21 protein-coding genes are annotated in these 23,877 nt (G+C 71.1%); 7 read left to right on the plus strand and 14 right to left on the minus strand.

Going from position 1 to position 23,877, the window contains the following annotated elements:
• Positions 1 to 198 precede the first annotated feature (198 nt).
• The 4 genes from OV090_RS40380 to OV090_RS40395 are packed head-to-tail and all read right to left on the minus strand — an operon-like array spanning position 199 to position 4,741.
• The gene (locus tag OV090_RS40380) at positions 199 to 2,766 is read right to left on the minus strand and encodes a M56 family metallopeptidase (RefSeq protein WP_267710195.1); all 2,568 of its coding nucleotides are present in this window, start codon (positions 2,764 to 2,766) and stop codon (positions 199 to 201) included.
• Positions 2,759 to 3,160, minus strand: a complete 402-nt coding sequence (locus tag OV090_RS40385; protein ID WP_267710196.1) for a BlaI/MecI/CopY family transcriptional regulator — start codon at positions 3,158 to 3,160, stop codon at positions 2,759 to 2,761. The genes OV090_RS40380 and OV090_RS40385 overlap by 8 nt, the downstream gene beginning before the upstream one ends.
• Before the next feature lie 17 nt (positions 3,161 to 3,177).
• The gene (locus tag OV090_RS40390; protein ID WP_267710197.1) at positions 3,178 to 4,374 is read right to left on the minus strand and encodes a hypothetical protein; all 1,197 of its coding nucleotides are present in this window, start codon (positions 4,372 to 4,374) and stop codon (positions 3,178 to 3,180) included.
• Entirely contained in the window at positions 4,337 to 4,741 is a 405-nt protein-coding gene (locus tag OV090_RS40395) for a hypothetical protein (RefSeq protein WP_267710198.1), read from the minus strand. Before OV090_RS40395 ends, OV090_RS40390 begins: the two co-directional genes overlap by 38 nt.
• A 51-nt stretch (positions 4,742 to 4,792) precedes the next feature.
• Here OV090_RS40395 and OV090_RS40400 point away from each other — a divergent pair, with 51 nt between their 5' ends.
• The 4 genes from OV090_RS40400 to OV090_RS40415 all read left to right on the plus strand — a co-directional run bounded on the left by OV090_RS40400 (position 4,793) and on the right by OV090_RS40415 (position 8,741).
• Entirely contained in the window at positions 4,793 to 5,314 is a 522-nt protein-coding gene (locus tag OV090_RS40400; protein ID WP_267710199.1) for a hypothetical protein, read from the plus strand.
• Positions 5,315 to 5,449: 135 nt separating this feature from the next.
• Positions 5,450 to 6,898: a hypothetical protein gene (locus tag OV090_RS40405; protein WP_267710200.1), complete on the plus strand. Its 1,449-nt coding sequence runs from the start codon at positions 5,450 to 5,452 to the stop codon at positions 6,896 to 6,898.
• A gap of 159 nt (positions 6,899 to 7,057) precedes the next feature.
• Positions 7,058 to 8,113: a peptidoglycan DD-metalloendopeptidase family protein gene (locus OV090_RS40410; protein WP_267710201.1), complete on the plus strand. Its 1,056-nt coding sequence runs from the start codon at positions 7,058 to 7,060 to the stop codon at positions 8,111 to 8,113.
• Positions 8,114 to 8,123: 10 nt separating this feature from the next.
• The gene (locus OV090_RS40415; RefSeq protein WP_267710202.1) at positions 8,124 to 8,741 is read left to right on the plus strand and encodes an FMN-binding negative transcriptional regulator; all 618 of its coding nucleotides are present in this window, start codon (positions 8,124 to 8,126) and stop codon (positions 8,739 to 8,741) included.
• A 20-nt stretch (positions 8,742 to 8,761) separates the two neighbouring features.
• Here the strand turns inward: OV090_RS40415 and OV090_RS40420 are convergent, their stop codons facing one another.
• From OV090_RS40420 to OV090_RS40450, 7 genes are all read right to left on the minus strand, one after another.
• On the minus strand, positions 8,762 to 10,177 hold the full coding sequence (locus OV090_RS40420) for an amidohydrolase family protein (RefSeq protein WP_267710203.1): 1,416 nt from the start codon (positions 10,175 to 10,177) through the stop codon (positions 8,762 to 8,764).
• A 76-nt stretch (positions 10,178 to 10,253) separates the two neighbouring features.
• Positions 10,254 to 11,219, minus strand: a complete 966-nt coding sequence (locus OV090_RS40425) for a hypothetical protein (RefSeq protein WP_267710204.1) — start codon at positions 11,217 to 11,219, stop codon at positions 10,254 to 10,256.
• A 159-nt stretch (positions 11,220 to 11,378) separates the two neighbouring features.
• Complete coding sequence (locus OV090_RS40430; RefSeq protein ID WP_267710205.1) at positions 11,379 to 11,678, minus strand: STAS domain-containing protein; 300 nt, start codon at positions 11,676 to 11,678, stop codon at positions 11,379 to 11,381.
• An 86-nt stretch (positions 11,679 to 11,764) separates the two neighbouring features.
• The gene (locus OV090_RS40435) at positions 11,765 to 12,046 is read right to left on the minus strand and encodes an oxidative damage protection protein (RefSeq protein ID WP_267710206.1); all 282 of its coding nucleotides are present in this window, start codon (positions 12,044 to 12,046) and stop codon (positions 11,765 to 11,767) included.
• Complete coding sequence (locus OV090_RS40440) at positions 12,043 to 13,629, minus strand: glycine--tRNA ligase (RefSeq protein WP_267710207.1); 1,587 nt, start codon at positions 13,627 to 13,629, stop codon at positions 12,043 to 12,045. Before OV090_RS40440 ends, OV090_RS40435 begins: the two co-directional genes overlap by 4 nt.
• A gap of 38 nt (positions 13,630 to 13,667) precedes the next feature.
• Positions 13,668 to 15,533: an ABC transporter transmembrane domain-containing protein gene (locus OV090_RS40445; RefSeq protein WP_267710208.1), complete on the minus strand. Its 1,866-nt coding sequence runs from the start codon at positions 15,531 to 15,533 to the stop codon at positions 13,668 to 13,670.
• A gap of 69 nt (positions 15,534 to 15,602) precedes the next feature.
• The gene (locus OV090_RS40450) at positions 15,603 to 16,598 is read right to left on the minus strand and encodes a hypothetical protein (protein WP_267710209.1); all 996 of its coding nucleotides are present in this window, start codon (positions 16,596 to 16,598) and stop codon (positions 15,603 to 15,605) included.
• Positions 16,599 to 17,352: 754 nt separating this feature from the next.
• Between OV090_RS40450 and OV090_RS40455 the strand changes: the two genes are divergently transcribed.
• Positions 17,353 to 17,496 carry a hypothetical protein gene (locus OV090_RS40455; protein ID WP_267710210.1) on the plus strand — a complete coding sequence of 48 codons (144 nt, stop codon included), beginning with the start codon at positions 17,353 to 17,355 and terminating at the stop codon, positions 17,494 to 17,496.
• Between the two features lie 168 nt (positions 17,497 to 17,664).
• Here the strand turns inward: OV090_RS40455 and OV090_RS40460 are convergent, their stop codons facing one another.
• Positions 17,665 to 18,813, minus strand: a complete 1,149-nt coding sequence (locus OV090_RS40460; protein ID WP_267710211.1) for an NAD(P)/FAD-dependent oxidoreductase — start codon at positions 18,811 to 18,813, stop codon at positions 17,665 to 17,667.
• A gap of 164 nt (positions 18,814 to 18,977) precedes the next feature.
• Positions 18,978 to 19,946: a serine/threonine-protein kinase gene (locus OV090_RS40465; RefSeq protein WP_267710212.1), complete on the minus strand. Its 969-nt coding sequence runs from the start codon at positions 19,944 to 19,946 to the stop codon at positions 18,978 to 18,980.
• 86 nt (positions 19,947 to 20,032) lie between these two features.
• On the opposite strand from OV090_RS40465, the gene OV090_RS40470 reads away from it, so the two are divergent.
• On the plus strand, positions 20,033 to 21,391 hold the full coding sequence (locus tag OV090_RS40470; RefSeq protein WP_267710213.1) for a sigma 54-interacting transcriptional regulator: 1,359 nt from the start codon (positions 20,033 to 20,035) through the stop codon (positions 21,389 to 21,391).
• 67 nt (positions 21,392 to 21,458) lie between these two features.
• Here the strand turns inward: OV090_RS40470 and OV090_RS40475 are convergent, their stop codons facing one another.
• Positions 21,459 to 22,220, minus strand: a complete 762-nt coding sequence (locus OV090_RS40475) for a protein phosphatase 2C domain-containing protein (protein WP_267710214.1) — start codon at positions 22,218 to 22,220, stop codon at positions 21,459 to 21,461.
• A 530-nt stretch (positions 22,221 to 22,750) separates the two neighbouring features.
• On the opposite strand from OV090_RS40475, the gene OV090_RS40480 reads away from it, so the two are divergent.
• A complete protein-coding gene (locus OV090_RS40480) occupies positions 22,751 to 23,827 on the plus strand; it encodes a hypothetical protein (protein WP_267710215.1) in 1,077 nt (358 codons plus the stop codon).
• The last annotated feature ends 50 nt before the right edge of the window (positions 23,828 to 23,877 follow it).

Genomic DNA, 23,877 nt, shown 5'->3' on the forward strand with positions numbered 1-23,877 from the left:
GCTCCGAGAGACATGTCCATCTCGGCACCGCGCCGGGTCGGGCGCCAGGCCAGCCGCCAGACTGGGGATCGTCAGACCCCGCCGGACGCGAGCATCCCTATATGCTCGAAAGGACATGCACCCGAGAGCATGCTCTCCAGTACATGTCCTTCCGGACCTGTCCGAAGGAGCCTGTCCCTCGGACCACGCCTCCGCGGCCTACTCGCCGGCCTTGCGGGCCGCCTCTTCGATGCGGCGCTGCTCCTCGGCGTCGATCACCCCGTCGCGCAGCGCTCGCTCGACCTCGCGGCGGACCGCCTCACCGGCGCGGACCCGGGCCTTCTGGACCCGCTTGGCCTCCTCGCCCGCGCGGCGGGCCTCGGCCTCGGCGCGGCGGCCCTCCGCCTGGATGCGGCGGCCCTCCGCCTCGATCTGCAGGCGCTCGCGCTCGACCCGGCGGGCCTCGTGCTGCGCGTCGCGCTGGGCCTCGCGCTGGATCCGCTTCGCGTCCTCCACGACCCGCTTGTGGTCGCGCTCGAGGCGACGCTGCTCGCGCTGCAGCTCGGCCTGGGCCCGCGCGCGCTCGCCGGCGGAGGCTCGCAGCGAGCGGGACACCTCGCGCTCGACCTCGTCGGCGATGCCGTCGACGTCGAGGTGCTCCAGCGCGTCGGTGAGGCCGGCGAGGTCGAGGTGTTCGACCTTGCGCTCGACCTCCGCGGCGATCTTCTCGGCCCGCCCGGCCAGCTCGGCGAGCTGCTGCGGGCTCAGCTCCGGCGCGCGGCGGGCCAGCGCCTCGGCGCGGCGCTTGAGCTCCTCGATCTTGGCAGCGTCGAGCTTGCTCGCCTGCTTGGCGATCGCCGCCGCCGCGCGCTCGAGGTCGCGGAGCTGCTTGGCGTCGATCACCTTGGCCTGGACCGCCAGCTTCCCGCCCTCGCGCACCAGCTTCTCCGACACCCGCGGCACCACGACCACGCGCCGCTGCGACCCGCCGTGCTCGTCGGAACAGCTGTCGTCGTCGTCGTCGTCATGGTCGTGCTCCACTGCGATGCGGAACGCGGGCGGCGACGGCGGCGTCGGCGGCGTCGGCGGCACCGGGCGCACCGGACCCACCGCGTGCGGCGGCCTCGGCGGCGGCACCACGTACTTCACCTCCGGCACGAACACCTGGACCGACGAGCCCGGCCGCCCCTGCTCGCGCAGCTCGGTCGCCTTCCGCTCGTGCCGCTCGGCCTTGCGCAGCGCCCGGCGCTGCTTCACCGACCGCGGATCGGCGACCACCTCGGGCGGCGTCGGCGGCGTCGGTGCGACGCCCAGCATCGTCGGCGTCGGCGGCGTCGTCCAGGCGCCCAGCGCCGTCGTCGGAGGCGGCGTCCAGGCGCCCAGCGCCGTCGTCGAGGGCATCGTCGGGGCCACACCGAGCACCGTCGCGGCCTCGGGGGCCGCCGACGCGAACACCGGCTCGGGCATCAGCTCCGGATCGGGCGCCACCGGCGGTTCGGGCACCTCGGCGCGCGCGACCGACAGCGACAGCCCCGGCGCGCCGAGGCCGACCATCGCCAGCAGCGCCGCGCCCAGCAGCCCGCGCCAGCGCTGGGCCCAGCGGCCGCGCTCGCGCTCGCGGGCGTCGAGCAGGCGCTCGACCCGGCGCACCAGCAGCGAGCTCTTGCCCGCCATCGGGCTGGCGAACTTTCCAGCCATGTCCGTGCCGCCGGGCCACTGCGCCACCTCCGTCAGACAGCGCGCCAGGTGCAGCCCCGACCCGGTGTGGCGGACCGCCCAGTCGTCGCACAGCTCCTCGGCCGCCTCTTGCATCCCGCGGCGGGCCACCCGGTTGAGCGGCTGGAAGAACAGCGCCGCCTCGAGCACCGACGCCAGCACCTGCCAGGCCGGATCGCGGCGCAGCACGTGGGCCAGCTCGTGGGCCAGCATCGCCTCTTGCTGGCGCGGCGCCAGCCCGTGCGCCCGCGCCGGCACCACGATCTCGCGGCTCGCCAGGGCCATCGGCGAACCTACCCGTTCGGACATGGTCAAACGGACACTGTCCTGAGGGACACGTACGTGCGCCATCAGCCGCAGCAGCCGCTCGCGCAGCGGACCCTGGCGCAGCGGCGTGCGCCCGCGCAGGCCCCGACGCAGCCGGACCGCCGTCATCCCCAGGCGGCCGAGCGAGGCCGCCGCGCCGAGCCCGAACAGCCCGGCGAAGATCCACGCGGTCAACCCGGCCTGCGACTCGCCGGCCGGCGGCGCCCCGGGGGCCAGCGGCGGGGCGGGCGGGACCATCGGCGCCATCATCGGCGGCGCCGTCGTCGGCGCGCCCAGCATCGCCGGCTCGATCACCGCCGCCGGCTCGACGAACACCGCGTGGTCGATCCGCACGTGCGCCGGCGCGGCGAACACCGCAGTCACGCCCTCGTCGGAGACCATCACCACCTGCGGCTCGCAGCCGACGCAGCCGTGCAGCTGCGGCATCATCACCGGCGCCGCCAGCTCGACCACCTGCGGAGGCGGCGGCGCGGTCGCGGTGTCGGGCGCCAGCGGCGGCTCGCCCGGCGCCAGCGAGCCGGCCTCGACGTGCATGCTGCCGAGCAGCGGCTCGACCCCGAGCCCCGTCTGCAGCGTCGCCGTGAACAGCCCCCCGACCAGCGACATCTTCCACAGCAAGCTGCGGGTCAGCGAGTCGAGCGGGAGGAAGCGGGTGAACGCCCACACGCCGCCGATCAGCACCGAGCTGTGCACGAAGTACGTGCCCAGCCAGCTCACCACCGTGTGCACCGCCGGATCAAACATCGTCGTCGTCCTCCGCGTCGCCGGATCTCTGGGCCAGGAGCTGCTTGAGCCGCGCGACGTCGTCCGGATCGACGTCCCTGTCCACCACCAGATGGCTGACGAGCGCCGACACGTCGCCGCCGAAGAAGTAATCGGTGACCCGCGACAGCATCGAGCGCCGAATCTCGTCTTCCGTGACGAGCGCGCGGTAGATGAACTGCCGCCCCTCGACGCGGTGCGTCACGGTGCCCTTCTTCTCGAGCCGCGACAGCATCGTCGACACCGTGGTCGGCGCCAGCTCGCGATCCTGCTCGAGCAAGGCCGTGTGGACATCGGTCGCGGTCGCCTCGCCGCGGTCCCACAAGATCCGCAGCAGGCCGAGCTGCAGATCGCTGAGTTGGTGTGACTCGCTCATGAACGACAGCCGTAGTACTACACGTGTAGTAGGGCGTCAAGCGGCCGCACCGCCGACTTCTCGCTTCGACCCCACGAGCTTGCACCCGGCTTCCTCGCGCGATATGCGCGAAGCCGCCGGGACTCCTCTCGACTCACCGCGCTCTTGTGACGGTCCAGCCCTTCGCGTCGCGCGATCCGATGTTTCTGGCGCTCCGGTTCATCGGTGCGCCAAGCGTCGAGGTAGGCCTCGGTAGCAGACGGCACTGAAGCGATCTGCCCCGCGATCGACGTCGACGCCCTCCATCCAGCCCGGAGGACCCATCTACAATGGCCGCGGAGGTCGCCGTGCCGCGTCGCTCGCTCCTGTTCGCAGGGCTCTTCGCAATCATCCCCTCGTCCGCCGCCGCGGCGCCCTGGCAGATCGATCCATCCCGCCTGCTGCCCGGAGTCGAGGGCGTGTCGCAGAAGGTCGAGCTCGTCGACCTCGACGCCGACGGCTTCGTCGACCTCGTCTTCGCCAACAGCCGCGGCAGCGCCACCGGCAGCGACGCCGACGCCCAGCCCAATCAGCTGCTGCGCAACGACGAGGGCCAGGGCTTCAGCGAGTGGCCCGGCGTCTTCGAAGAACCCGACAACGCCTATGTCATCAAGGCCGGCGACATCGACGGCGACGGCGACTCCGACCTCGTCGTCGGCGTCAACTTCCACGGGCAGAGCCACCTCCTCCTCCACGACGACGGCGCCTTCGTCCGCCACGACATCCTCCCCGGCACGCCCTGCAACATCGGCGATCTCGAGCTCGGCGACCTCGACGGCGACGGTGACCTCGACATCCTCGCCGCCGACTGGGGCATCCATCCACCGTTCGGCCACCCCGACGACGTCGGTGGCCCGCTGCGCCTGTGGCTCGGCGACGGCCACGGCGACTTCAGCGACGGCCAGGCCCAGCTCCCGCTCGGCACGGAGGCCTTCGTCGCCTGGTCCTTCGACCTCGAGCTCCTCGACTTCGACGGCGACTTCGACCTCGACGTCGTCCTCGCCTCGCGCGGCCCGGGCAAGGCCCTCGCGCTGAAGAACGACGGCGCCGGCAACTTCACCGTCCACCCGATCGCCGCCCTGCAGCCGGCCCTCGGCAAGGACATCAACACCGCCTTCGCGTCCGCCGACCTCGACGGCGACGGCGACCTCGATCTCGTCACTCTGGCCGACGGCCGACCTCCCCGAGCTCGACAACAGCGTCGGCGTCCTGCTCGCCGACCTCGACCACGACGGGCGCGACGACGCCGCGGTCGCAGTCGCCGACCCGAACGTCGCCAACGCCGTCCTGTTCGGCAGCGACGACCCCGACGGCGTCCCGGAGGACCTCGCCCCGCCGCACATCGCACCGATGGTCGTCCCCTACGATTTCGAAGTCCACAACGGCGACACCATCAGCCTCCGCGCGCGCGTCCACGACGCCAAGATCCCGGCGCGGTGGCACGATTTCCGCTTCGACCCCGAACGCGGCGATCCGGTTCACCACCGCCGTCTTCCCTACCTCGAATTCGCGAGGGTCGGTTCCCCGGACGAATTCCTGGCGCTCGCCGAGGACGACCCGCAAAAGCACGTCGTCGCGGGCGTGTGGTACGGCGAGGCCCTGTGGCGCTTCACCATGAACGTCCCCCCATGGGAGCCCCTGGCCGGGCGCATCTACTGGCGGGTCTGCGCGATCGATGCCGCCGACAATCAGCATTGCGCCGAGCCCTCGCAGCTCTCCGTCGATCCACCGGCGACGTGCGGCGACGGCGTCGTCGATCCATGGGAGCTGTGCGACACCGCCTTGCCTGGCAACTGTACCCAATGCCAGGCGATCTGCGGCAACTGCATCCGCGAGCCGATCGAGGACCCGCTGAGCTGCCCCGAGGACGGTGCGTGGGGCTTCCCCTGCAACCCCGACACCGGCCTCGCCAGCTGCGGCGACGGCGTCTGCGAGCCCGACGAGGAGGATTCATGCCCCCACGACTGCGGCCCCGACGGCAGCAGTGACAGCGGCGCTGGGGAGAGCGACAGCGCCACCACCGGCGGCGCCGAATCCGAAGACGGCTGCGGCTGTCGCGGCGACGCCACCGGCAGCGCGCCCGGCCTCGCCCTGCTCCTCCTGCTCGGCCGCCGGCGAGCGCAGCGAGTCGTGTGATTCCGCCGAGCCCGGGCGCACCCGTCACCTCGGGCGCACCGCAGTTCGTCCGATCGTCACCGCGCGGCCTCGCGTTCGCTCGCGCGCGCAAGCCCGCGCTTGTCGGCCTCGCGGCCGGCGGATACGCTGGCGATCGTGAACCCTCCCGGCACTGAATTCGACGAGGTCGCTCTCGGGCTCAAGGCCTCCACCGGTCACCGGGTCGCCGGCGCGTTGATGATCGTCAACGCCGCTCTGGTCCTGCTCGAGACCTTCATGATGCCGGGCTCGGGCAAGTCCGATCTGCTGCTGACCCCGAGCTTCCCCGTCACTGCGCTCATCGACATCGCCCTCGGCGTCAGCCTCCTGAGCGGCAGCGCCGGCGCGGTGCGGCTCAGCGTCATCCGCGTCGCTCTCGGCCTCGTGCTGTTCACCCTGATCCGCCTGCTCGCCGGCGAGTGGCTGGCCGCGGGCATGCAGCTCGGCGTCAGCGTCGCCTTCCTCCTGCTCCTCCTCGGCCACCCGCGCAGGCTGCGGATCGGCGTCGCCGCGGTGCTGTTCGGCCTCTACCTCGCGCTCGAGGGCCTCGGCCTCTACATCGTCCTGTCCGGCCAGAACCCGCTCGCCCGCGCCGTGCTGAGCGCCCGCGGCGAGCTGACCGGCGAGCCCGCTGGCGACGTCGTCGGCGAGCTCGTCGACTACCGCCTGCGCGCCCCGTCCGACCGCTGGTACCTGCGCACCGGCGAGGCCGCGCGGCGCGACAACCCGCTCGCCGATCGCTGGCTGATCCGCCCCGACCTCGACGCCCACATCCTCGTCATCGCCGAGCGCGTGCCCGACACCATGGTCCCGCTGGCCCCCTTCGTCGACACCGTCGTCGGCAACATGCGCAGCGCCGCCACCAGCTTCGAGCTGCTCGACACCGCCCCGCTGCCCGGCTACCCCGACACCGGCAAGCTGCTGCGCATGCGCGCCACCGTCGACGGTCAGAACATCGACTACCTCGCCGGCCTCGTCACCGCCTACGGCTCGGCCTATCAGCTGATCGGCTTCACCGGCGCGTCCAACTTCGCCGCGGTCGAGCCCGAGCTGCGCGCCGCGATCGAGTCGTTCGCCCTGCCGGCCAGCGCCGCCCTGCCGCAGGGCGCGGGCCGGGTGGTCGGCAACGCCGCGCCCTACGCCATCACCGCCCCGAACGAGCGCTGGATCACCGCCTCGCCGGAGATGCTGGCGCAGCAGAACCCCGACAGCGACCGGTGGATCGTGCGGCCCGACGTCGACGCCCACCTCACCGTCGTGCTGGAGCCGCTCGGCGAGGAGACCACGCCCGCCGCGCTGATGCAGCAGATGCCCGAGCGCATGCGCGGCAGCTGGCCGACCGCCAACTTCCACCCCGACGAGCCGCTCGCCGGCACCCACGCGAGCGGCCAGATCCTCCACGCCAGCGTCGCCGGGGCCCAGGGCGCGTTCGAGATCGACTACGCCCTCTACGTCGTCGGCCTGCGCGCCTTCCACGTCATCGCCATGGCCCCCGCCCCCGCCTACCCCGGCGTGCGCGACGAGCTGCGCCGGGCCCAGCTGTCGTTCGACCCCCCCAACGACTGAAGCGCGCGCCTTTCCGTTCGGACATGCCCCTGAGGACATGCTTTATCGAGCATGTCCCTTGAAGCATGCCCCGAAATACAGGCCGCTGCCCGCGCGCGGACGTCTGCGGGCGCGCCCGTGAGGCTTGAATTCGTGCGCGCTTTCGAGTACCTCCGAAGGATGCACCGTCGTCCGCGCCCGTGGCTCGCGCTCGTCGTCTTCAGCACCGCTTGCGCCGGCGGAGGAGAGCCGCAGGCGACCGACTCGGCGAGCTCGCCCTTCGTCACCATCGGGAACGGCGACAGCGACACCAGCGAGGGCGAGACCGACACGACCACCACCACCGGCCTGCCCGACCCGACGACCACCACCAGCACCACCGGCACCACCGACCCGGGCGAGCTCTCGACCACCACGGGAATCGGCCCGACCGGCCCCGACACCACCGGCGACCCCGACACCACCACCGGCACCACCGGCGAGCCGCTCGACCCGTGCCCGCAGATCCGCACCAACACCCCGAACGACCTGCTCAACGTCCGTCCGACCCCGTCGACGGCCATGGCGACGATCGCCACCCTGCCCGACGGCACTGTCCGCGACGTCCTGGCGATCGTGCAGGGCGAGAGCATCAACGGCGTCGACACGTGGTACCAGATCGAGGGCGACTGGCCCGCGGGCTACGTGTTCGCCAGCTTCGTCCAGTGCATCCCGGAGCAGCCGCCGCCCGACGAGAGCGGCTTCTTCTTGCCGCTGCAGTGCGGCACCAGCACCACGATCACCCAGGGCAACAACGGCGACTTCAGCCACATGGGCAACTCGGCCTACGCGTTCGACTTCTCGCTGGCCTCGGGCACCCCGCTGGTGGCGATCGCCGACGGCACGGTCAGCAAGCTGTACGCCGAGACCATGCCGGGCGACCCCTGCTACAACGGCGGCGGCCAGGAGTGCAACCCGTACACCAATTTCGTGACCCTGCTGCACAATGACGGCACCGGCTCGGTGTACGCGCATTTGAGCGCGGTCCAGGTCAGCATGGGCCAGGTCGTCCCGCGCGGCGGCGTCGTCGGCCTGACCGGCTCGACCGGCTGGTCGACCGGCCCGCACGCCCACGTCGCCCGCCAGGAGAACTGCGGCAGCGGCTTCTGCCAGTCGATCCCCGTCTCGTTCGAGGACGTGCCCGACGACGGCGTGCCGGTCACCGGCGAGACCGTCACCTCGCAGAACTGCCCGTGAGCGGCCGTTCATGTACCCGCTCGCGCCGTTCCAGTCGACCGACCGCGCCAAGCTGCACGCGGTGATGCGGGCCTTCCCGCTCGCCACCCTGATCTCCGCCGGCGCGCCCTGGCCAGCGGTGACGCAGGTGCCGCTCGTCCTCGACGACGCGCGCGGGCCCCACGGCGTGCTGCTCGGCCACTTCGACGGCAACAACCCCCACGGCGCCGCGCTGCGCGCCGACCCCCGCGTCTACGCGCTGTTCCACGGCCCTAATCATTACATCAGCCCGTCGATCTACCCGACCGAACAGTACCCCGGGTGGAATTACGTCACGGTCCATGTCCACGCGCTCGCCCACCCGCTCACCGACCGCGAGCGCGTCGCCGACATCCTGTTCCGCCTCGCCGAGCTGCACGAGCCGAAAGACTCCGGCTATCGCCTCACCCGCGAGCAGCGGAACTTCGAGCGCTTCCTCGACATGGTGTTCGGCTTCGAGCTCGAGATCGCCAGTATGCGCGCCATTTTTAAATTGGCGCAGGACAAGGGCGACGCGCAGGCGCAGATCGCCGCCGATCACCTGGCCGAGGTGACGCAGACCGATCTGCGGCCGCTGCTCACCGCCCTGCTCGCGCCCGAGAAGACCTGACCTCCAGGACATGTCGCCGTTCACGGCGAGATCAGCTCGCCGCCCTTCATCACGCCGCGGACCCCGTGGAGCAGCACGCGGATGTCGGTCAGCGGGTCGCCGTCGACCGCGACGATGTCGGCGAAGTAGCCGACCACGACCCGACCGACCCGGTTTTCGACGCCGATGCTCGCCGCGCCCCGGATCGTCGCCGCGCGCAGCGCTTCGAGCGGGGTCATGCCGGCATCGACGAACCACTCGAGCTCGCGCGTGTTCTCTCCGAACCCGGAGAACACCGCGTCCGAGCCCATCGCAATCTCGACCCCGGCGAGGTGGGCCAGGTTGGTGGTGGCGAGGTTCAACGCGATGTATGCGTCGAACTCTGCCCTCATCTCGGGGTCGTACTGGAAGTAACCGAGGTTGTCCCGGTAATAGCGGTTGTGGTCGATCGTCGGGACGTAGGTGATCCCCGCGGCGATCATGTCCATGAAGTCGATGGCGTCGAGGCCCTCGGGATGCTCCATGGCGTCCGGCCCGGCCATGATCACCAGCCTCGCGGTGTCCGCGTGGTACGCGTGGATGGCGATCGGCTTGCCGAGCAGGTGCGCCTCGTCGACCGCGGCCGTGAGCTGCTCGAGGGTGAAGGTCGAAGTGCAGACGAGCGTGTCATCGCTACAAGTGTCGGCATACACCTTGATCAGATCGGCGCCCTCCGCCACGTTTTGCTGGATCCGGGTCTTGATGGGCTCGATCGAGGGCACCGGCCCGGAGATGCCTCTCCCGGCGGTGTAGATCCGCGGGCCGACGAGTCTCCCCGCAGCGCTGTCCTCACGCATCCGGGCGAGGATCGGCGCCCCGGCGCCGGCGCCCTTGTCGATCACAGTAGTCACGCCGAGCTTGACCGTCTTCTCCGCCGCCTGGCGTGCCAGCACCTCCACCACCGCCGGTTCTTCATTGAGGAGCCACCATCTGCGCGACCATGGCTCGGTGCCGGGCTCGTCGTCGGTCTGAAAGGAGAAGTGGGTGTGCGCGTCGACGAGCCCGGGGACGCCGCTGTAGGCGGACCAGTCGATGATCTGCGCGCCGCAGGGAATTTTCGCCTCGTCGGTCTCGATGGCGAAGATCCGATCGTCGCGCACGATCACGATCGCGGGCGCGAGGACGCTGCCGTCCAGCGGATCGATCAAGCGCCCGAGCTTGACTGCACGATCGGCGCTGTCGCAGACGCCGGTCAAGTTGCTGCCGGCCGAGCCCCCGAGGCAGCCGACGAGCGCGAAGATGAAGCATCCGAGGCTGCCGAGTCGGGCCGCCGTCCCCAAAAGATCACGCGCCATTTCGACCCGGCGCGGACACTGCGCAGAATGAAAGGAGACGAAGACAAGAGCGGTGCATCCTCCTGCATACGATATAGAAAGACGAGCCGTCGATCCCCCGCTCCGACACGGCCCTCGACGCATGACTTGTCGCACGGAGGCCGCGTCCGGACTCGCGAAACCTCCCAGGGCGGCTCGAGAGACGACCGCCGCGAACCGCTCACGGGCAACAATTGAGGCGATTGCACACGTCGGCGTTCGGGTCCGTCAGTCCCGGCGAGCAGTGGTTCTCCACGATGCCATTCGTCAGACAATCGCAGGACCAGGGGGCCTCGCTGGCGAGCGTGCACTGGACCCGCCGCTCGCCCCTGTCCTGAGCGCACACCGCGATCACGTCCTCGTCGTCGCCCGGATCGCCGTCGCACACGCGCGGCTCGCCGCACTCGCCCGTGCCGAACACCGGGGCGCTGCAGCCGTTCGACCGGCACTCGCTGGCGGACACGCACGGCTCGCCGTCGGCGCTCAGCGCCACGCACAGCGGCTTTTCGGCCGACCAGTCGCAGCGCGTCCCGGCCTCGCAGCGATTGTCGGGGCACTGCTCGCCGACCGCCGGCAGCATCGCGCAGGTGCCGTCCTGCCATTGCGACGCGCCGCGACAGAACCCGCGGATGCACTCGCCGTCGCCGCGACACTTTCCCGCGGGCGACACCTTGCCGGTCAGGACCCGGCAATCGCTCAGCCCCGCGTCGGGCGGCCGATTCTGCACCGCGTACTCCTGGCAGCTCATCGCATTCAGCCGCTCGACGCAGGCCGCCGCCGCCTCCCCGTCCCATGCCGACCGCCCCGCCAGCGCCGAGCCCGCGACGCCGCGCTCGAACTCGACCAGCCGAGGCCCGTAGAACTCCTCGCAATCGGTCGCGTCGGCGACCGCCTCCTGCGGGAACGTCAGGAACAGCCGCCGCCGATCGACGGGCGAGCAGCAGTCGAACACCTTGGCGCAGGCCGCCTGCGAGAAGCGCCGGCCGAAGCCCGCCGGCGACAGCACCGCCGCGCCCTCGGTCTCGCCGCCGGTCGTGTCCACCACGCCGGTCGTGTCCACCCCGGCCGGCGAATCGGTGTCTTGCGTCCGCTCGGCGCAGGCGGACGACAGTAAGAGCATTGCGCCGACGAGCGAGCTTCGGATCATCACCCGGCAACGCTACGGCGCACCGTCGGCGCAGCAACGCGACCGTCGGCGATCGCTCCCGGGCTCGCCTGCGCCGGCCTCTACCGAATCAGCGGACTCTGCTGAACCATCGCCCGGCGCGGGCGACGTTGCAGCGAGCAAGCGACGGCGCTCGCCGCGTCACAGGTCGAACACCTTGTCGAACCGCAGCAGTTTGAAGATTGCCAGCGGCTGACCATCGATCCCGGCGATCCGCACCTCGCCGCCGAGCTCGCGGGTGTGCTTGTAAAGCGCGACGACTGCGGCCACACCCGGGGTCTCGATGTTCGTCAGCTCGGCCATGTCGAGGACGACGTGACGCCGGCCTTCGGCGACCAGCGCGTCCGTCAGCGCCGCGAATTCACGGACCGAAGTCCCGTCGAGGCTGCCGCTGAGAAAGAGGGTGCTCTGTTCGCCGTCGTCGCTGCGGGTGAAGGCCATCGCGCCCAGGGTACCCCCACGGCGGCGCGAACGCGACGCCGTCAGCGCGCGCGTCCGCGATCGTACCGCGCGCCCGCGCGCGGCTTTCAGCCCTCGCGCGGCACGAAGGCAGTGTCGGCCAGGTCGCCCTGCTCGAAGCCGAAGAAGATCCGCATCTGCTTCTCGAGGAAGTCGCGGCCCTCCTTCGACTGCAGGTCGAGGCGGTACGTGTTGATGAACTTGGGCGACTCGCGGATCCACATCTGCCACGCCTGGAGGCTGATGTTTTCGTAGAGCAGCTGGCCGAACTCGTTGGGGAACGGCTTGAACGGCAGGGCCGGCAGGTCCTGGTCGAGCTTCTTGCAGTGGACGATGCGGGGCGTGTTCATGTCGTCTCCGTCAGGGCCTTGCGGACCGTGTCGACCGCGTCGGCGATCTTGATGCGCTCCTGGCGGCGGTCGTCGCGGTAGCGGATCGTGACCGTCTCGTCTTGCAGCGTCTGGGTGTCGACGGTGAGGCAGTAGGGCGTGCCGACCTCGTCGTGGCGGGCGTAGCGGCGGCCGATCGCGTGCTGCTCGTCGTACTTGGCGTTGACGCCGGCGCCGAAGAACGCCTCGACCACCTTGCGCGCCACCTCGGGCATGCCGTCCTTCTTGACCAGCGGCAGCACGCCGACCTTGATCGGCGACAGGCGCGGGTGCAGGCGCAGCACCGTGCGAGCGCCCTTGCCCTCGGCGTCGGCGGGCTCCTCGTCGTAGGCGTCGCACAGCGCGGCCAGCACCCCGCGCGTGGCCCCGGCGGCCGGCTCGACCACGTGCGGCACGTAGTGGCGGCCGGGCTTGCCGGTCTCGGGGTCGACTGCCTCGGGGTCGAAGTAGGTCAGCTTCTTGCCCGAGCCGGCGGCGTGGGCCTTGAGGTCGAAGTCGGTGCGGCTGGCGATGCCCTCGAGCTCGTCCCAGCCCCACGGGAACTTGTACTCGACGTCGTAGCAGCCATCCGAGTAGTGGGCGAGCTCGTCGTCGTCGTGCTTGCGGAAGCGCAGGTTGTCGACCTTGATGCCGATCGACTTCCACCACTTCATGCGCTCGTTCATCCAGTAATCGAGGTACTTCGGGCCCTCGCCGGGCGGCACGAAGTACTCGCACTCCATCTGCTCGAACTCGCAGGAGCGGAAGATGAAGTGCTCGGCGGTGACCTCGTTGCGGAAGCTCTTGCCCATCTGGGCGATGCCGAACGGGACCTTGAGCGACAGGCTCTGCTGCACGTTCAGGAACTGCACGAACATCGCCTGCGCCGTCTCGGGCCGCAGGTACACCGACGACGCCGCCAGCGCGCCCTCGACCCTGGCCCGCAGCGCCTTGTCGTCGGCGCCCTCGGCCATCGCCTTGCGCACGATGTCGACCACGTCGCCGATCGGGTCGACCGGGCCGAGGCTGGTGCGGAACATCAGGTTGAAGCGGCGCTCGTCGCTCAGGAACGGCGAGCCGCAGTTCGGGCACACGTAGCCGGCCGCCCCGGCCTTGGCGCCGTTGAGCGTGCTGCCGTCGCGCTGCAGCTTGACGCCCGCCTCGGTCAGCTTCTCCTGCGCCGCCTTGGCCCGGCCCTTGTCGCCGAGGGTGATCGGCGCGTCCTCGCCTTCGGCCTTGCGCGGGGCCTTGTCGGCCCGGAAGCGCTCGCCGCAGACCTTGCAGTCGACCAGCGGGTCCGAGAAGTTGGCGAGGTGGCCGCTCGACTGCCACACCTCCGGCCGCATGATGATCGACGCGTCGATGCCGACCACGTCCTCGCGGCTGTGGACCATGAAGCGCCACCACTCGCTCATCAGGTTGCGCTTCAGCTCCGAACCCATCGGGCCGTAGTCGTAGGCGGAGCGCAGGCCGCCGTAGATCTCGGAGCTCTGGAACACGAAGCCCCGTCGCTTGCAGAGCGACACGATCTTGTCCATCAGGTCCGGTTTCTGGCTGTCTTCCATGGCGGCCGCGAGGTGTAGCACAGGGCTCCGGCCAGGCGCTACGGCCGGCCCGGGACCTCGCCGGGGCTGTCCGCGGCGGCGGCGGCCTGGCGGGCGACCAACCTTGCGTAGACCCCGCCCCGCGCCAGGAGCTCGCCATGGCGCCCGGTCTCGGCGATCCGCCCGTGGTCGAGGACGACGATCCGGTCGGCGTCGCGGATCGTGCTGAGCCGGTGGGCGATGACCAGGGTCGTGCGCCCACGCTGCAGCACCTCGAGCGCGCCCTGGACCAGGTGCTCGCTCTCGGCGTCGAGCGCCGAGGTCGCCTCGTCGAGGATCAGCACCTTGGGGTCGCGCAGCAGCGCGCGCGCGATCGACACCCGCTGCCGCTGACCGCCGGACAACTTCACCCCGCGCTCGCCGACCACCGTGTCGTAACCTTGAGGGAACTCGCGGATGAAGCCGTCGGCGTTGGCCGCCCGCGCCGCCGCCTCGATCTCCGCGTCGCTGGCCTCGAGCCGTCCGTAGCGGATGTTGTCGCGGACAGTCCCGCTGAACAGCACCGGATCCTGCGAGACCATCGCCATCGACCCGCGCAGGTCCTCGAGCCGCAGCGCCCGCAGGTCGTGGCCGTCGAGCAGGATCGCCCCCGCCGACGGGTCCCAGAAGCGCAGCACCAGCCGGCCCAGAGTCGTCTTGCCCGAGCCCGACGAGCCGACCAGGGCGCACACCTCACCTGGCCGAATGTGCAGGTCGATGTCGCGGACCACGGCGACGTCGCGGTCGCCGTAGGTGAAGGACACGCCGACGAAGCGGATCTCGCCGGCCAACGCGGGGTTCGGCACCGGCGCCGGCGGATCGGCGATGTCGGGCGGGGTGTCGAGGATCTCGAAGATCCGCGCGGTCGCGCCAAAGGTCGACTGCAACCCGCCGAGCAGCTCGGCCAGCGCGCCGACCGAGCCGGCCACCATCAGCGTGTAGAAGATGAAGCTGGTCAGCTCGGCGGCCGTGATCTCGCCCTCGATGACCATGCTGCCGCCGAGCCAGAACAGCCCCGCGATCGCGGCGAAGGCGAAGAAGCTGATCACCGCCGCGAACCAGCTGCGAGCGATCGCCCGCCTGATGAACAGCCCGAAGGTGTTCTCGATCGCGCCGCCGTAGCGCCGCACCTCGTAGTCCTCGCGCGTGAACGCCTGCACCGTCTCGATCGCCGCCAGGCCCTCCTGCAGCGCGCCGCTCGCGGTCGCCAGCTCGTCCTGGGCCTTGCGGCTGAGCTCGCGGATGATGCGGCTCCAGTAGTTGGCGGCGATCATCAGCGCCGGCACCACCGCCAGCATCGCCGCGGTCAGCTTCCAGTTCATCCAGAATAGCACCGCGATCCCGCCGACCAGCGTCAGCACGTTACGCAGGAAGATGCTGAGGTCCTGGCCGACGGTGCTCTGCAGGCGCGTGACGTCGTCGGACAGGCGCGACAGCAGCTCGCCGGAGCGCGTGCGGTGGAAGAAGCTCTGCGGCATGACCGCCAGGTGGCGGTAGAGCGCGACCCGCAGGTCCGCGACGACCCGCTCGCCGAGCCAGGTCATCAAGTAGTGGCGGAAGAACACGAACACCGCCTGCGCCAGGAACACCACCAGCAGCAGCACGGTGTTGTCGCCGAGCTCGCGGTAGGCAGCCTCGGTGTCGGCCGCGGCCGCGTTGGTGAACGCAGCCTCGGCCAATGCGCCGAAGTAGTACGGGTACACCAGCCCGAGCCCGGAGGCGATCACGAGGCACACCAGCGCGGCGACGAGCCGGCCGGTGTACGGGCGCGTATACGAGAAGACCCGCCGCAGACGCTCGACGGGCTTGATCTTCTGTTCTGGGGCGCTCTCGACCACACTCGCGGGCGGCTGGAGCACGAGCGCGGGGCGCGGCGGCTGGGCCATGGGGGACCGCAGCCTAACACGTCACTCGGGCCGCCTGACGGTTCCAGCCGGCCCGCGCGTCGGGGCGACTCACTGGCGCAGGCGGAGCTTGCCGGTGAGACCGGTCAACGTGATCTCCAGCCCGCCCATGGTCGTCTGCTGGAACACGATGTGGTCGTCGCTGGCGAAGTCGAGCGTGATCTGCTCGCCCGCGTTGCCGACGCTGATGTTGCCGGCCGGGAACGAGCCCGGCACGTCCTCCAGCGGCGACTCACCCGGCATCGCCAGCGCCTCGTTCGACGACTCGGTGATGTTGAGGATGCCGTTGACGAGGATGTTGTGGACCATGTCCATCATGCCGGTGAGCGTGCCGGCGTTGTGGTCGGAGACCGTGAACGGGAAGCCGACCGCGAACGGGTCGACGCCGGTGATCACGAGCTGCTGGATGACGAGCTTGACCGTGAGGATGAGCGGGATCTCGCAGGTCAGCTCGGGGGTGTCGGCGAAGTTGAGCGCGGCCGCGAAGACCTTGGCGGTGCCCTCGTCGTCGATCGTGACCTGCACGTCGCCGCCGGTCGCCACCAGGCTGACCGGGAACTCACAGCCGATGCCCATCTTGGCGCTCGCGGTCGAGTCGAGCTTGTTGAACTCGGGCGGGGCGCCGTCGGCGATGGTGAAGGTCAGCGGCGCGTCACACACGTTGCCGACGCTGTTGCCGTCGAAGTCGAGCTGATTCGGGTTGGCGTCGCAGCGGCAGTTGTCGTCCTTGTTGGCGATCGTGTCGCCGTCCTCGTCCGCGTCGTCGGCCGGCGCCGCGCAGTCGCCCGGCATCACCCCCGTGGTCGTGCTCGTCGTCGGAGTGGTGGTCTCCGTCTCCCCCGTGGTGGTGGTCGTCGTCGTCGAGTCGTCCGTCGTCGTCGGAGTGGTGGTCTCCGTCGTCGTCGTCGTCGTCGTCGGTTCGGTCGACGTCGGCTGGTCCGTCGTGCTCGTCGACGTGTCGGTCGCCGAGGTGTTGCCGTCGTCGCCGCACGCGGCCCCGACGAGGATCAACGAGGAAAGCAAGGAGGTATGCAGACGGGAGAGCATTCCTGCCTTTTATCACAAGCCCGCCGCGCGCGAAATTTCTCCAGGGTTCGCCCGGGCCCCCGGCAACGGCTGCGTGGGCGGTTTTCCGGGCCCGCTGGCGCCAGGGGCCGCTCGCCCTCGCCGGTCCGAGGGCGACCGCCGACGTGGATCCATGAGGCGTCTCGCTCCGGAAGAAGGGCTCGCGACCCGCGGCATCGGTGGTCGAGCCGCACGCCGGACACACCTCGGGTCGTCGACCTTCGCGGGCTCGGGCCGACCACTTGCCGCCGGCGCAGTTCTCCTCGACAGCGTCGGCCGCCGATCTCCCTGACCCACACTTTCTCCAGACGACCGGCTTGCGACAGTCGCTACTCGGAGCCGCGGCTGAGCGTGCGAGCTCGCCGACGCCGCCGACCGCGCCGCGCGACGACGGCGCATGATCGCCTCGCTCGCACGTGTCGGACTGCGACGACGTCGACGCGAGGTGTGGACTGGTTCGCACGGCTGCTTACATTCGCGACGGGCCGTCTGCGACGACGCTGCGGCCCGCGCCGACCCGGCAGAAGCGCTTCGCACGGCGCTGCGGGCGGCGCGGCGGGCTTTTGCGGTTTTGTGGTTCTCCGACCCACTGGCTACGGCCGATACGGTCGCCAGCAACTCGAGTAGCCACCTCTCCTGCCGCTCGTCACAACCCGTGTAATTTCGAAACGTTGCCGGTCGCGAAACCTGGCACATACTTCGCTAGTCGAAGAGTCAAGTAAGAAGGAGCCCTGTCATGGACGCACTCGCTTTTATCGCCCTCTTCGGCCTCATCCTCCCCGCGGTCGCGGCCGCGACCACCGAGGTCCGCGACCGGATCGAGAGCAACCGGCTCCACCGCGAGGTGCTGCGCACCTTCGCGGTTGCGAAGTCCGAGTGAGGCCGAGAATCTTTTCCACCCGCACGGGTGACTTCGTCCCCCCCTGAACGTCCCCGTGCATCACCGACGCCCGCGAGCCCCACGGCTCGCGGGCGTCGCCCTTTTTTTTAGAAACTCGACGCCCGCGAGCCACACGGCTCGCGGGCGTCGCTGTTTGCTCGCTCCGCGTCAGCTGGCCTGGCGCGCCGCGACCTCGCGCCGGTTGTCGCCCAGCACCGTCGAGATCGTGCGATCGATCCACGCGCCGATCGGGCTGTGGACCAGGCGGTCGGCCATTCGCCGGACTTGCGGGACCTGCACCCCACGCGCGAGCGCCTCGCCCGCCCAGAACTTGGGCAGCATCGACGCCGCCAGGCGCGCCCGGTAGCTCCCGGTCGCCAGCATCGACAGCCCGCGCTCGCTCTGGAAGTGGCGCGTGACCACGTCGGCCGCGATGCAGCCGCTCTCGAGCGCGAAGCCGATGCCCTCGACCGTGCCCGGCGAGACCAGGCGCGCCGCCTCCCCGACCCACATCGCATGCGCCTCGGCGACCGGCCCGACGCGGTTCGTGATCACTGCAGGGTGACCCATCCACTTGCCGACCTGCTCGGCGTCGCGGAGGCCGTCGCCCCAGTGTTCGTCGAGCAGCTCCTGGAACAGCGCCTTGAGGCGACCGGCCTCGGGCGCGTTCTCCGGGATCGTCAGGCCGATGTTCACCACCTCGCCGGGTTCGGGGAACATCCACGCGTAATAGCCGGACAGCCGGCGGTCCCACACCATGTGAGCAGTGCGACCATTGTAGGGCGTCCCGCGCCACCAGCCCATGATCGTGCGGATCGTCGTCTTCGGCTGCTCGTCGCGCGAGAACCGCGACGGCGAGCCGTCGGCGCAGATCACCAGATCCGCCTCGATGTCGCCGCTCTCGGCCTTGACCCCGCGGACCTGGCCGGACGGATCGCGCAGCAGCTCGAGCACCTTGGTGCCCTCGCGCAGCTCGGCGCCGTGCTCCACCGCAGTGCGCACGATGCCGTGGTCGAGCTCGACGCGCGGCACCACCCACGCCTCGATCCCCGCGTGCAGGCTCTGCTCGCCGCCCTGCGGTCCGCGCACCAGCATCGTGTCGATCACCCCGTGCTGCGGCGCGAACCGCTCGCGCAGGCCCAGCTTGACCAGCACGTCGAGCGCGTGCGGCGACAGCCCGCTGCCGCACACCTTGACGCGCGGGTACTGCGACTTGTCGAGCACGAGCACCTCGAAGGCGCCCGTGCGCGCGAGCGACAGAGAACAGGCGCCTCCCGCGGGACCGGCGCCGACGACGATGACTCTTGGTTTTCGCATATGCATGGACCCTAATCCAACGACGCGCACGGTGGACGACCACTCGCTGCGTCGAATGCGATCGACGTCACGTCAACGAGTCGACGATCGATTGTCAGATCGGTGCGACGACGTGCACCGCTTGCGAACTCCCGGGTCGCGTGACCCCGGGGATCGCCGCGGCTCTAGCCCTGAGTATCGAGGCCCAGCGTCGGGGGTCCGCCTGCCGGCGACTCGGGAGTATCAGGGGTGGAGAGAGCCTCGCGTACCCACAGTCCGACATCGCCGGGACCCACGGGTGGGAGTCCGCGACGCGCCGCGTGCAGCCACAGGGACAGCTCCGTGAGGTCGACGAACCGCTCCGCAGGTTGCTTGGCCATGCTGCGGCGGAGCAGCTCCGGCAGCGGGCTCGGCAGCGCCGCGAGCTCGGGGTCCTCGGGCAGCGGCATGCGGCGGATGTTCTCCATCGTCGCCAGCGGCCCGGGGCCGTCGAACGGCCGCCGGCCCAGCAGCAGCTCATGGAGCGTCACCCCGAGCGCGAACTGATCCGAGGCCGCAGTGACCGCCTCGCCGGCGACCTGCTCGGGCGACATGTACGCGAACTTGCCCTTCACCATGCGCCCCCAGGTGATGTCGCGCAGCGCCGTCGCCTTGGCGATCCCGAAGTCGGCCAGCTTGATGTCACCTGTCCTCGAGACCAGGATGTTGCCCGGGCTCACGTCGCGGTGCACGAGCCCCAAGGGCCGACCGAGCTCGTCGTTCAGCGCGTGGACGTAGACCAGCGCGTGGGCCACCTGCTCGGCCAGCCACAATGCCAGCCCCAGCGGCAGCGGCCGGCGGGCCAGCAGGGCCGCCAGGTCGGCGCCGTCCACGTAGTCCATGACCACGAAGTAGGCCCCGAAGTGCAGCCCGAGATCGTGGACGTGCACCAGGCCCGGGTGGCTGAAGCGCGCCCCCATCTTCGCCTCCGCGATCAGCAGGCGCTCGATCTCCGCGCGGCCGCGGTGCTCCGGGCGCAGCAGCTTGAGCGCCACCTGCTTCTCGAACCCGCTGGCCCCGTAGCGCAGCCCGAGCAGCACCTCCGCCATCCCGCCCCGGCCGATCCGGCGCACGACGCGATACGGCCCGAGGGTCGCGGGGAGCGGTTCGCTCACGAGGGGCCAGACTACGCGCTGTCGCGCGCCCTGTCTCCTCGTCCGCCGGCCCGCGCTTTCCCGCCGGGGGCCGCTATGCTGCCGCGGTGAGCTCGACCGTCGCCACCGTCGCCCTCGGCCACCCCAACTTCCCGGCCGCCGACGCTCGCCCCGCGCGCTGCCAGGTGGTCGTCGTCGAGGGCCCGGACATGGGCCGCGCCGCCGCGCTCGCCAGCGCCCCGCTCGTCGTCGGCACCGACCCCGCCTGCGACCTCGTGCTGCGCGACCCCCGGGTGTCGCGTCGGCACCTGCGCATCGAGACAGGTCCCGAAGGACAGTTCATGCTCGCCGACCTCGGCAGCAAGAACGGCACCCTCTACCAGGGCGCCGCCGTCGGCCAGCTCAGCGTGCCGGCCGGGGCCGTCCTGCGGCTCGGCCACACGACCCTGCGGATCCAGCCCGAGCCGGCGGCGCTGGCGATCGAGCCCAGCCGCAGCCGCCGCTTCGGCGACCTGGTCGGCGAGAGCCTCGTCATGCGCGAGGTGTTCGCGGTGCTCGAGCTGGCCGCCGCCAGCGACGTGTCGATCCTCCTCGAGGGCGAGACCGGCACCGGCAAGGAGGTCGCGGCGCGGGCGATCCACGGCGCCAGCGCCCGCGCCCGCGCCCCCTTCGTCGCCCTCGACTGCGGCGCCCTGCCCGAGTCGCTCGTCGAGAGCGAGCTGTTCGGCCACGTCAAGGGCGCCTTCACCGGGGCGATGCAGGCCCGCCGCGGCGCCTTCGCCCGCGCTCACGGCGGCACCCTCTTCCTCGACGAGCTCGACAGCCTGCCGCTGGCCCTGCAGTCGCGCCTGTTGCGGGCGCTCGAGGCCCGCACCGTGCGCCCGGTCGGCGGCGACGACGAGGTCGCGGTCGACGTCCGGGTCGTCGCCGCCAGCCAGCGCGAGCTGGCCGCCGCAGTGGCCGCGGGCGCGTTTCGCCCCGACCTCTATTATCGCCTCAGCGTCCTCCGCGTCGCCCTCCCGCCGCTGCGCGCCCGTCGCGAGGACCTCGCAGTGACCGCGCGCGCCTTGCTGGCCGCGCGCGGCTTCGAGGCCGGCGACATCGAAGGCCCCGGCCTCGCCCGCCTCGCCGCCCACGACTGGCCGGGCAACGTCCGCGAGCTGCGCAACACCCTCGACCGCGCCCTCGCCCTCTCCCCCGCCGCCCGCCGCTTCGCCGACCTGCGCCTGGATGTCCCCGGGGACAGCCAGGCCCAGGACGAGCTCAGCGTCCGCGCCGACCTCCCCTACGCCGAGGCCAAGCAGCGCCTGCTGCACGCGTTCGAACGCAGCTACCTGCGCGACCTGCTGGCCCGCAGCGACGGCAACATCTCCGCCGCCGCCCGCACCGCCGCGGTCGACCGCAAGCACCTGCGCACCCTCCTGCGCAAGCACGGCCTCGTGCCCGACGGCAGCAGCGACGATTGATCATATGTCTGTTCGTACATGTCCTGTCGCGCATATCCGATCGGACATGCGCAAGAGGACACCGCTCTCACTCGGTCATCGCAACCACGATCGCCGTGATGTTGTCGCGCGACCCGGCCAAAAACGCCTCGTGGACCAGCCGCTCGCACACCTCCTCGACCGGCCCGGCCGCGAGCAGCGCCGCGATCGCCTCTGGCGCGAGCGGCCCGGTCAGCCCGTCGGTGCACAGCAGCAGGCGATCGCCGGCGCGCAGCTCGACGCGGTGCAGCTCCGGCCGCTCCTCCTCGTGGGGCCCCAGCGCCCGCGTGATCACGTTGGCGTAGCCGAACTCCGCCAGCGGCGGCACCGCGACCCCGCCCTCGCGCAGCTGCTCGTACAGCGAGTGATCGCGGGTCAGCTGCACGAGCGCCGGCCCGCCTGTCTCTTCGCGCAGGCGGTACACCCGGCTGTCGCCGAGGTGGGCCACGATCGCCGAGCTCCCGAGCAGCGACACCAGCGCGATCGTCGAACCCATGTCGCGCAGCGAGCCCTGGCGGCCCGCGCAGATCCGCCGGTTCGCCAGGCGGATCGCCGCGTCGACCCGGTTCTCCGCCAGGCTGAGCGACGGGTCCAGCCCGTAAGGCCAGGTCGCCTCGGAGTCGGCCGCCACGTGCTGAAAAAATTCAGCCAGCGATTCGACCGCCAGCCGGCTCGCCACTTCACCGCCCGCGTAGCCGCCCATACCGTCGGCGACTGCGAACACGCCCTCCACCGGGTCGAGCAGATAAGCGTCCTCGTTTTGTTTGCGGCGGCCGACGAACGTATGCGCGCTGGCGATGAAGGCATGCATGCCCTCCCTCTTCCAAGCCGCGCGCCGCGGCCAACCCCGCGAAACTCCGCGCCCGCCTGGTGACCGGCCACCCCACCCCGCGCGCCCCTGCCCAGGAGAGGTGGAGACTCGCCACCTCAGCGCGGAGGACGCAGCGCCAGCGCACCGCCCTCGACGAACCTTCGCGCCCCAGGATCGCCCGCATCACCGCCGCCGCGGACGCCTCACGCGAGTCGTCGCCGGCGCGCCCGTGCGCCGCGATCGCCGCCATCCTCGTCCTGTTCCCGAGTCGATCCAGCGCACCCGTCCGCGCGAGCATGCGAAGAAATTCCGGCCACCCCACGGTTCTGAATCCTCATCGGTGGCGTCACGAAGTCGGCCGTCCTCCTTTCGTCAGCGACGCCCCGATCCACCCCAATCACGACCACGCCTCGCGCACAGCAGATCACCACGGCGAGCGTGGACATCCGCGGACGATCGGCAGCGCCGCCGACTCGCGTGTGACGGCCACGTCGCGAGAACGCGGACCGCCGATGTTATCTTCGCACCCCGTGGCTCCACCTCGCATCGTCCTCGCCGCCGCGTCCCTCGTGCTCGCCTGCAACGCCGGCCCCGCCGATACGTCCGCGAGCAGCACCACCGGCGACGCGACCGCCACGACCTCGGTCGACACCACTACCACTACGACGACCACCACCGGACCCGTCACCACCGGCGCACCGCTCACCACCGGCGACAGTGACACCAGCACCACGACCACCGGCGACGTCACCACCTCCTCGACCACCACCACCGGCGACGACACCACCACCGGCGGCCTCACGCGCTGCCCCGTGGTCGCAGCGCCGGCGCAGCTCAGCATCGTCGCCGACGACCAGATCCACGAGACCTCCGGCCTCGTCGCCAGCCGCAGCCAGCCCGGCGTGTTCTGGCTGCACAACGACTCCGGCGACGGCCCGCGCTTCTTCGCGGTCGACGCCGACGGCGCGCGCCTCGGCACCTTCGAGGTCGAGGACGCGCTGGCGATCGACTGGGAGGACATGTCCTCCGGGCCAGGTCCGACCCCGGGTGAATGGTTGTACTTCGGCGACATCGGCGACAACCCCGAGGCACGCCCCTCGATCACCGTCTACCGCCTCCCCGAGCCCGACGCCGCGGCCGCCGGCGGCGGGACCGTCACCGTCGAGGGCGTCGAGGCGATCGAGCTGGTCTACCCCGACGAGCCGCACAACGCCGAGACCTTGATGATCGACCCGCAGACCGGCGACCTCGTGATCGTGGCCAAGGGCGATCCGACCCGGATCTTCCGCCTCCCCGGCCCGGTCGCCGCGGGCGGCCCGTACACCCTCGAGGAGGTCGCGCCGATCCAGTTCCCGGCCGTCGTCGCCACCGGCGGCGACATCTCGCCCGCCGGCGACTTCATCGCCGTCCGCACCTATTTTCAGGCGTTCCTGTGGCTGCGCCCGCCCGGCGCCAGCATCGCCGACGCCTTCGCCGGCGAGCCGTGCACGATCCCCCTCGCCCTCGAGATCCAGGGCGAGACCCTCGCCGTCGCCCCCGACGCCTCCGGCTACTACACGTTGAGCGAGGGCGACGCGGTCCCGCTGTGGTGGTACGCCTTCGAGTAGCGCGTCATCTCATGCGCTTCAGGACATGCTCTCATGAACATGTCCCTTAG

This window comes from Nannocystis sp. RBIL2, assembly GCF_026626745.1.
Taxonomy (GTDB): domain Bacteria; phylum Myxococcota_A; class Polyangia; order Nannocystales; family Nannocystaceae; genus Nannocystis.

Bases quoted from the DNA above. Each gene is read 5' to 3' on its own strand.
- OV090_RS40460 (WP_267710211.1), bottom strand. From the start codon at position 18,813: ATGCGAAAACCAAGAGTCATCGTCGTCGGCGCCGGTCCCGCGGGAGGC.
- OV090_RS40425 (WP_267710204.1), bottom strand. From the start codon at position 11,219: ATGATCCGAAGCTCGCTCGTCGGCGCAATGCTCTTACTGTCGTCCGCC.
- OV090_RS40455 (WP_267710210.1), top strand. From the start codon at position 17,353: ATGGACGCACTCGCTTTTATCGCCCTCTTCGGCCTCATCCTCCCCGCG.
- OV090_RS40410 (WP_267710201.1), top strand. From the start codon at position 7,058: ATGCACCGTCGTCCGCGCCCGTGGCTCGCGCTCGTCGTCTTCAGCACC.
- OV090_RS40450 (WP_267710209.1), bottom strand. From the start codon at position 16,598: ATGCTCTCCCGTCTGCATACCTCCTTGCTTTCCTCGTTGATCCTCGTC.
- OV090_RS40380 (WP_267710195.1), bottom strand. From the start codon at position 2,766: ATGTTTGATCCGGCGGTGCACACGGTGGTGAGCTGGCTGGGCACGTAC.
- OV090_RS40430 (WP_267710205.1), bottom strand. From the start codon at position 11,678: ATGGCCTTCACCCGCAGCGACGACGGCGAACAGAGCACCCTCTTTCTC.
- OV090_RS40385 (WP_267710196.1), bottom strand. From the start codon at position 3,160: ATGAGCGAGTCACACCAACTCAGCGATCTGCAGCTCGGCCTGCTGCGG.
- OV090_RS40400 (WP_267710199.1), top strand. From the start codon at position 4,793: ATGAACGTCCCCCCATGGGAGCCCCTGGCCGGGCGCATCTACTGGCGG.
- OV090_RS40415 (WP_267710202.1), top strand. From the start codon at position 8,124: ATGTACCCGCTCGCGCCGTTCCAGTCGACCGACCGCGCCAAGCTGCAC.
- OV090_RS40475 (WP_267710214.1), bottom strand. From the start codon at position 22,220: ATGCATGCCTTCATCGCCAGCGCGCATACGTTCGTCGGCCGCCGCAAA.
- OV090_RS40440 (WP_267710207.1), bottom strand. From the start codon at position 13,629: ATGGAAGACAGCCAGAAACCGGACCTGATGGACAAGATCGTGTCGCTC.
- OV090_RS40435 (WP_267710206.1), bottom strand. From the start codon at position 12,046: ATGAACACGCCCCGCATCGTCCACTGCAAGAAGCTCGACCAGGACCTG.
- OV090_RS40445 (WP_267710208.1), bottom strand. From the start codon at position 15,533: ATGGCCCAGCCGCCGCGCCCCGCGCTCGTGCTCCAGCCGCCCGCGAGT.
- OV090_RS40420 (WP_267710203.1), bottom strand. From the start codon at position 10,177: ATGCGTCGAGGGCCGTGTCGGAGCGGGGGATCGACGGCTCGTCTTTCT.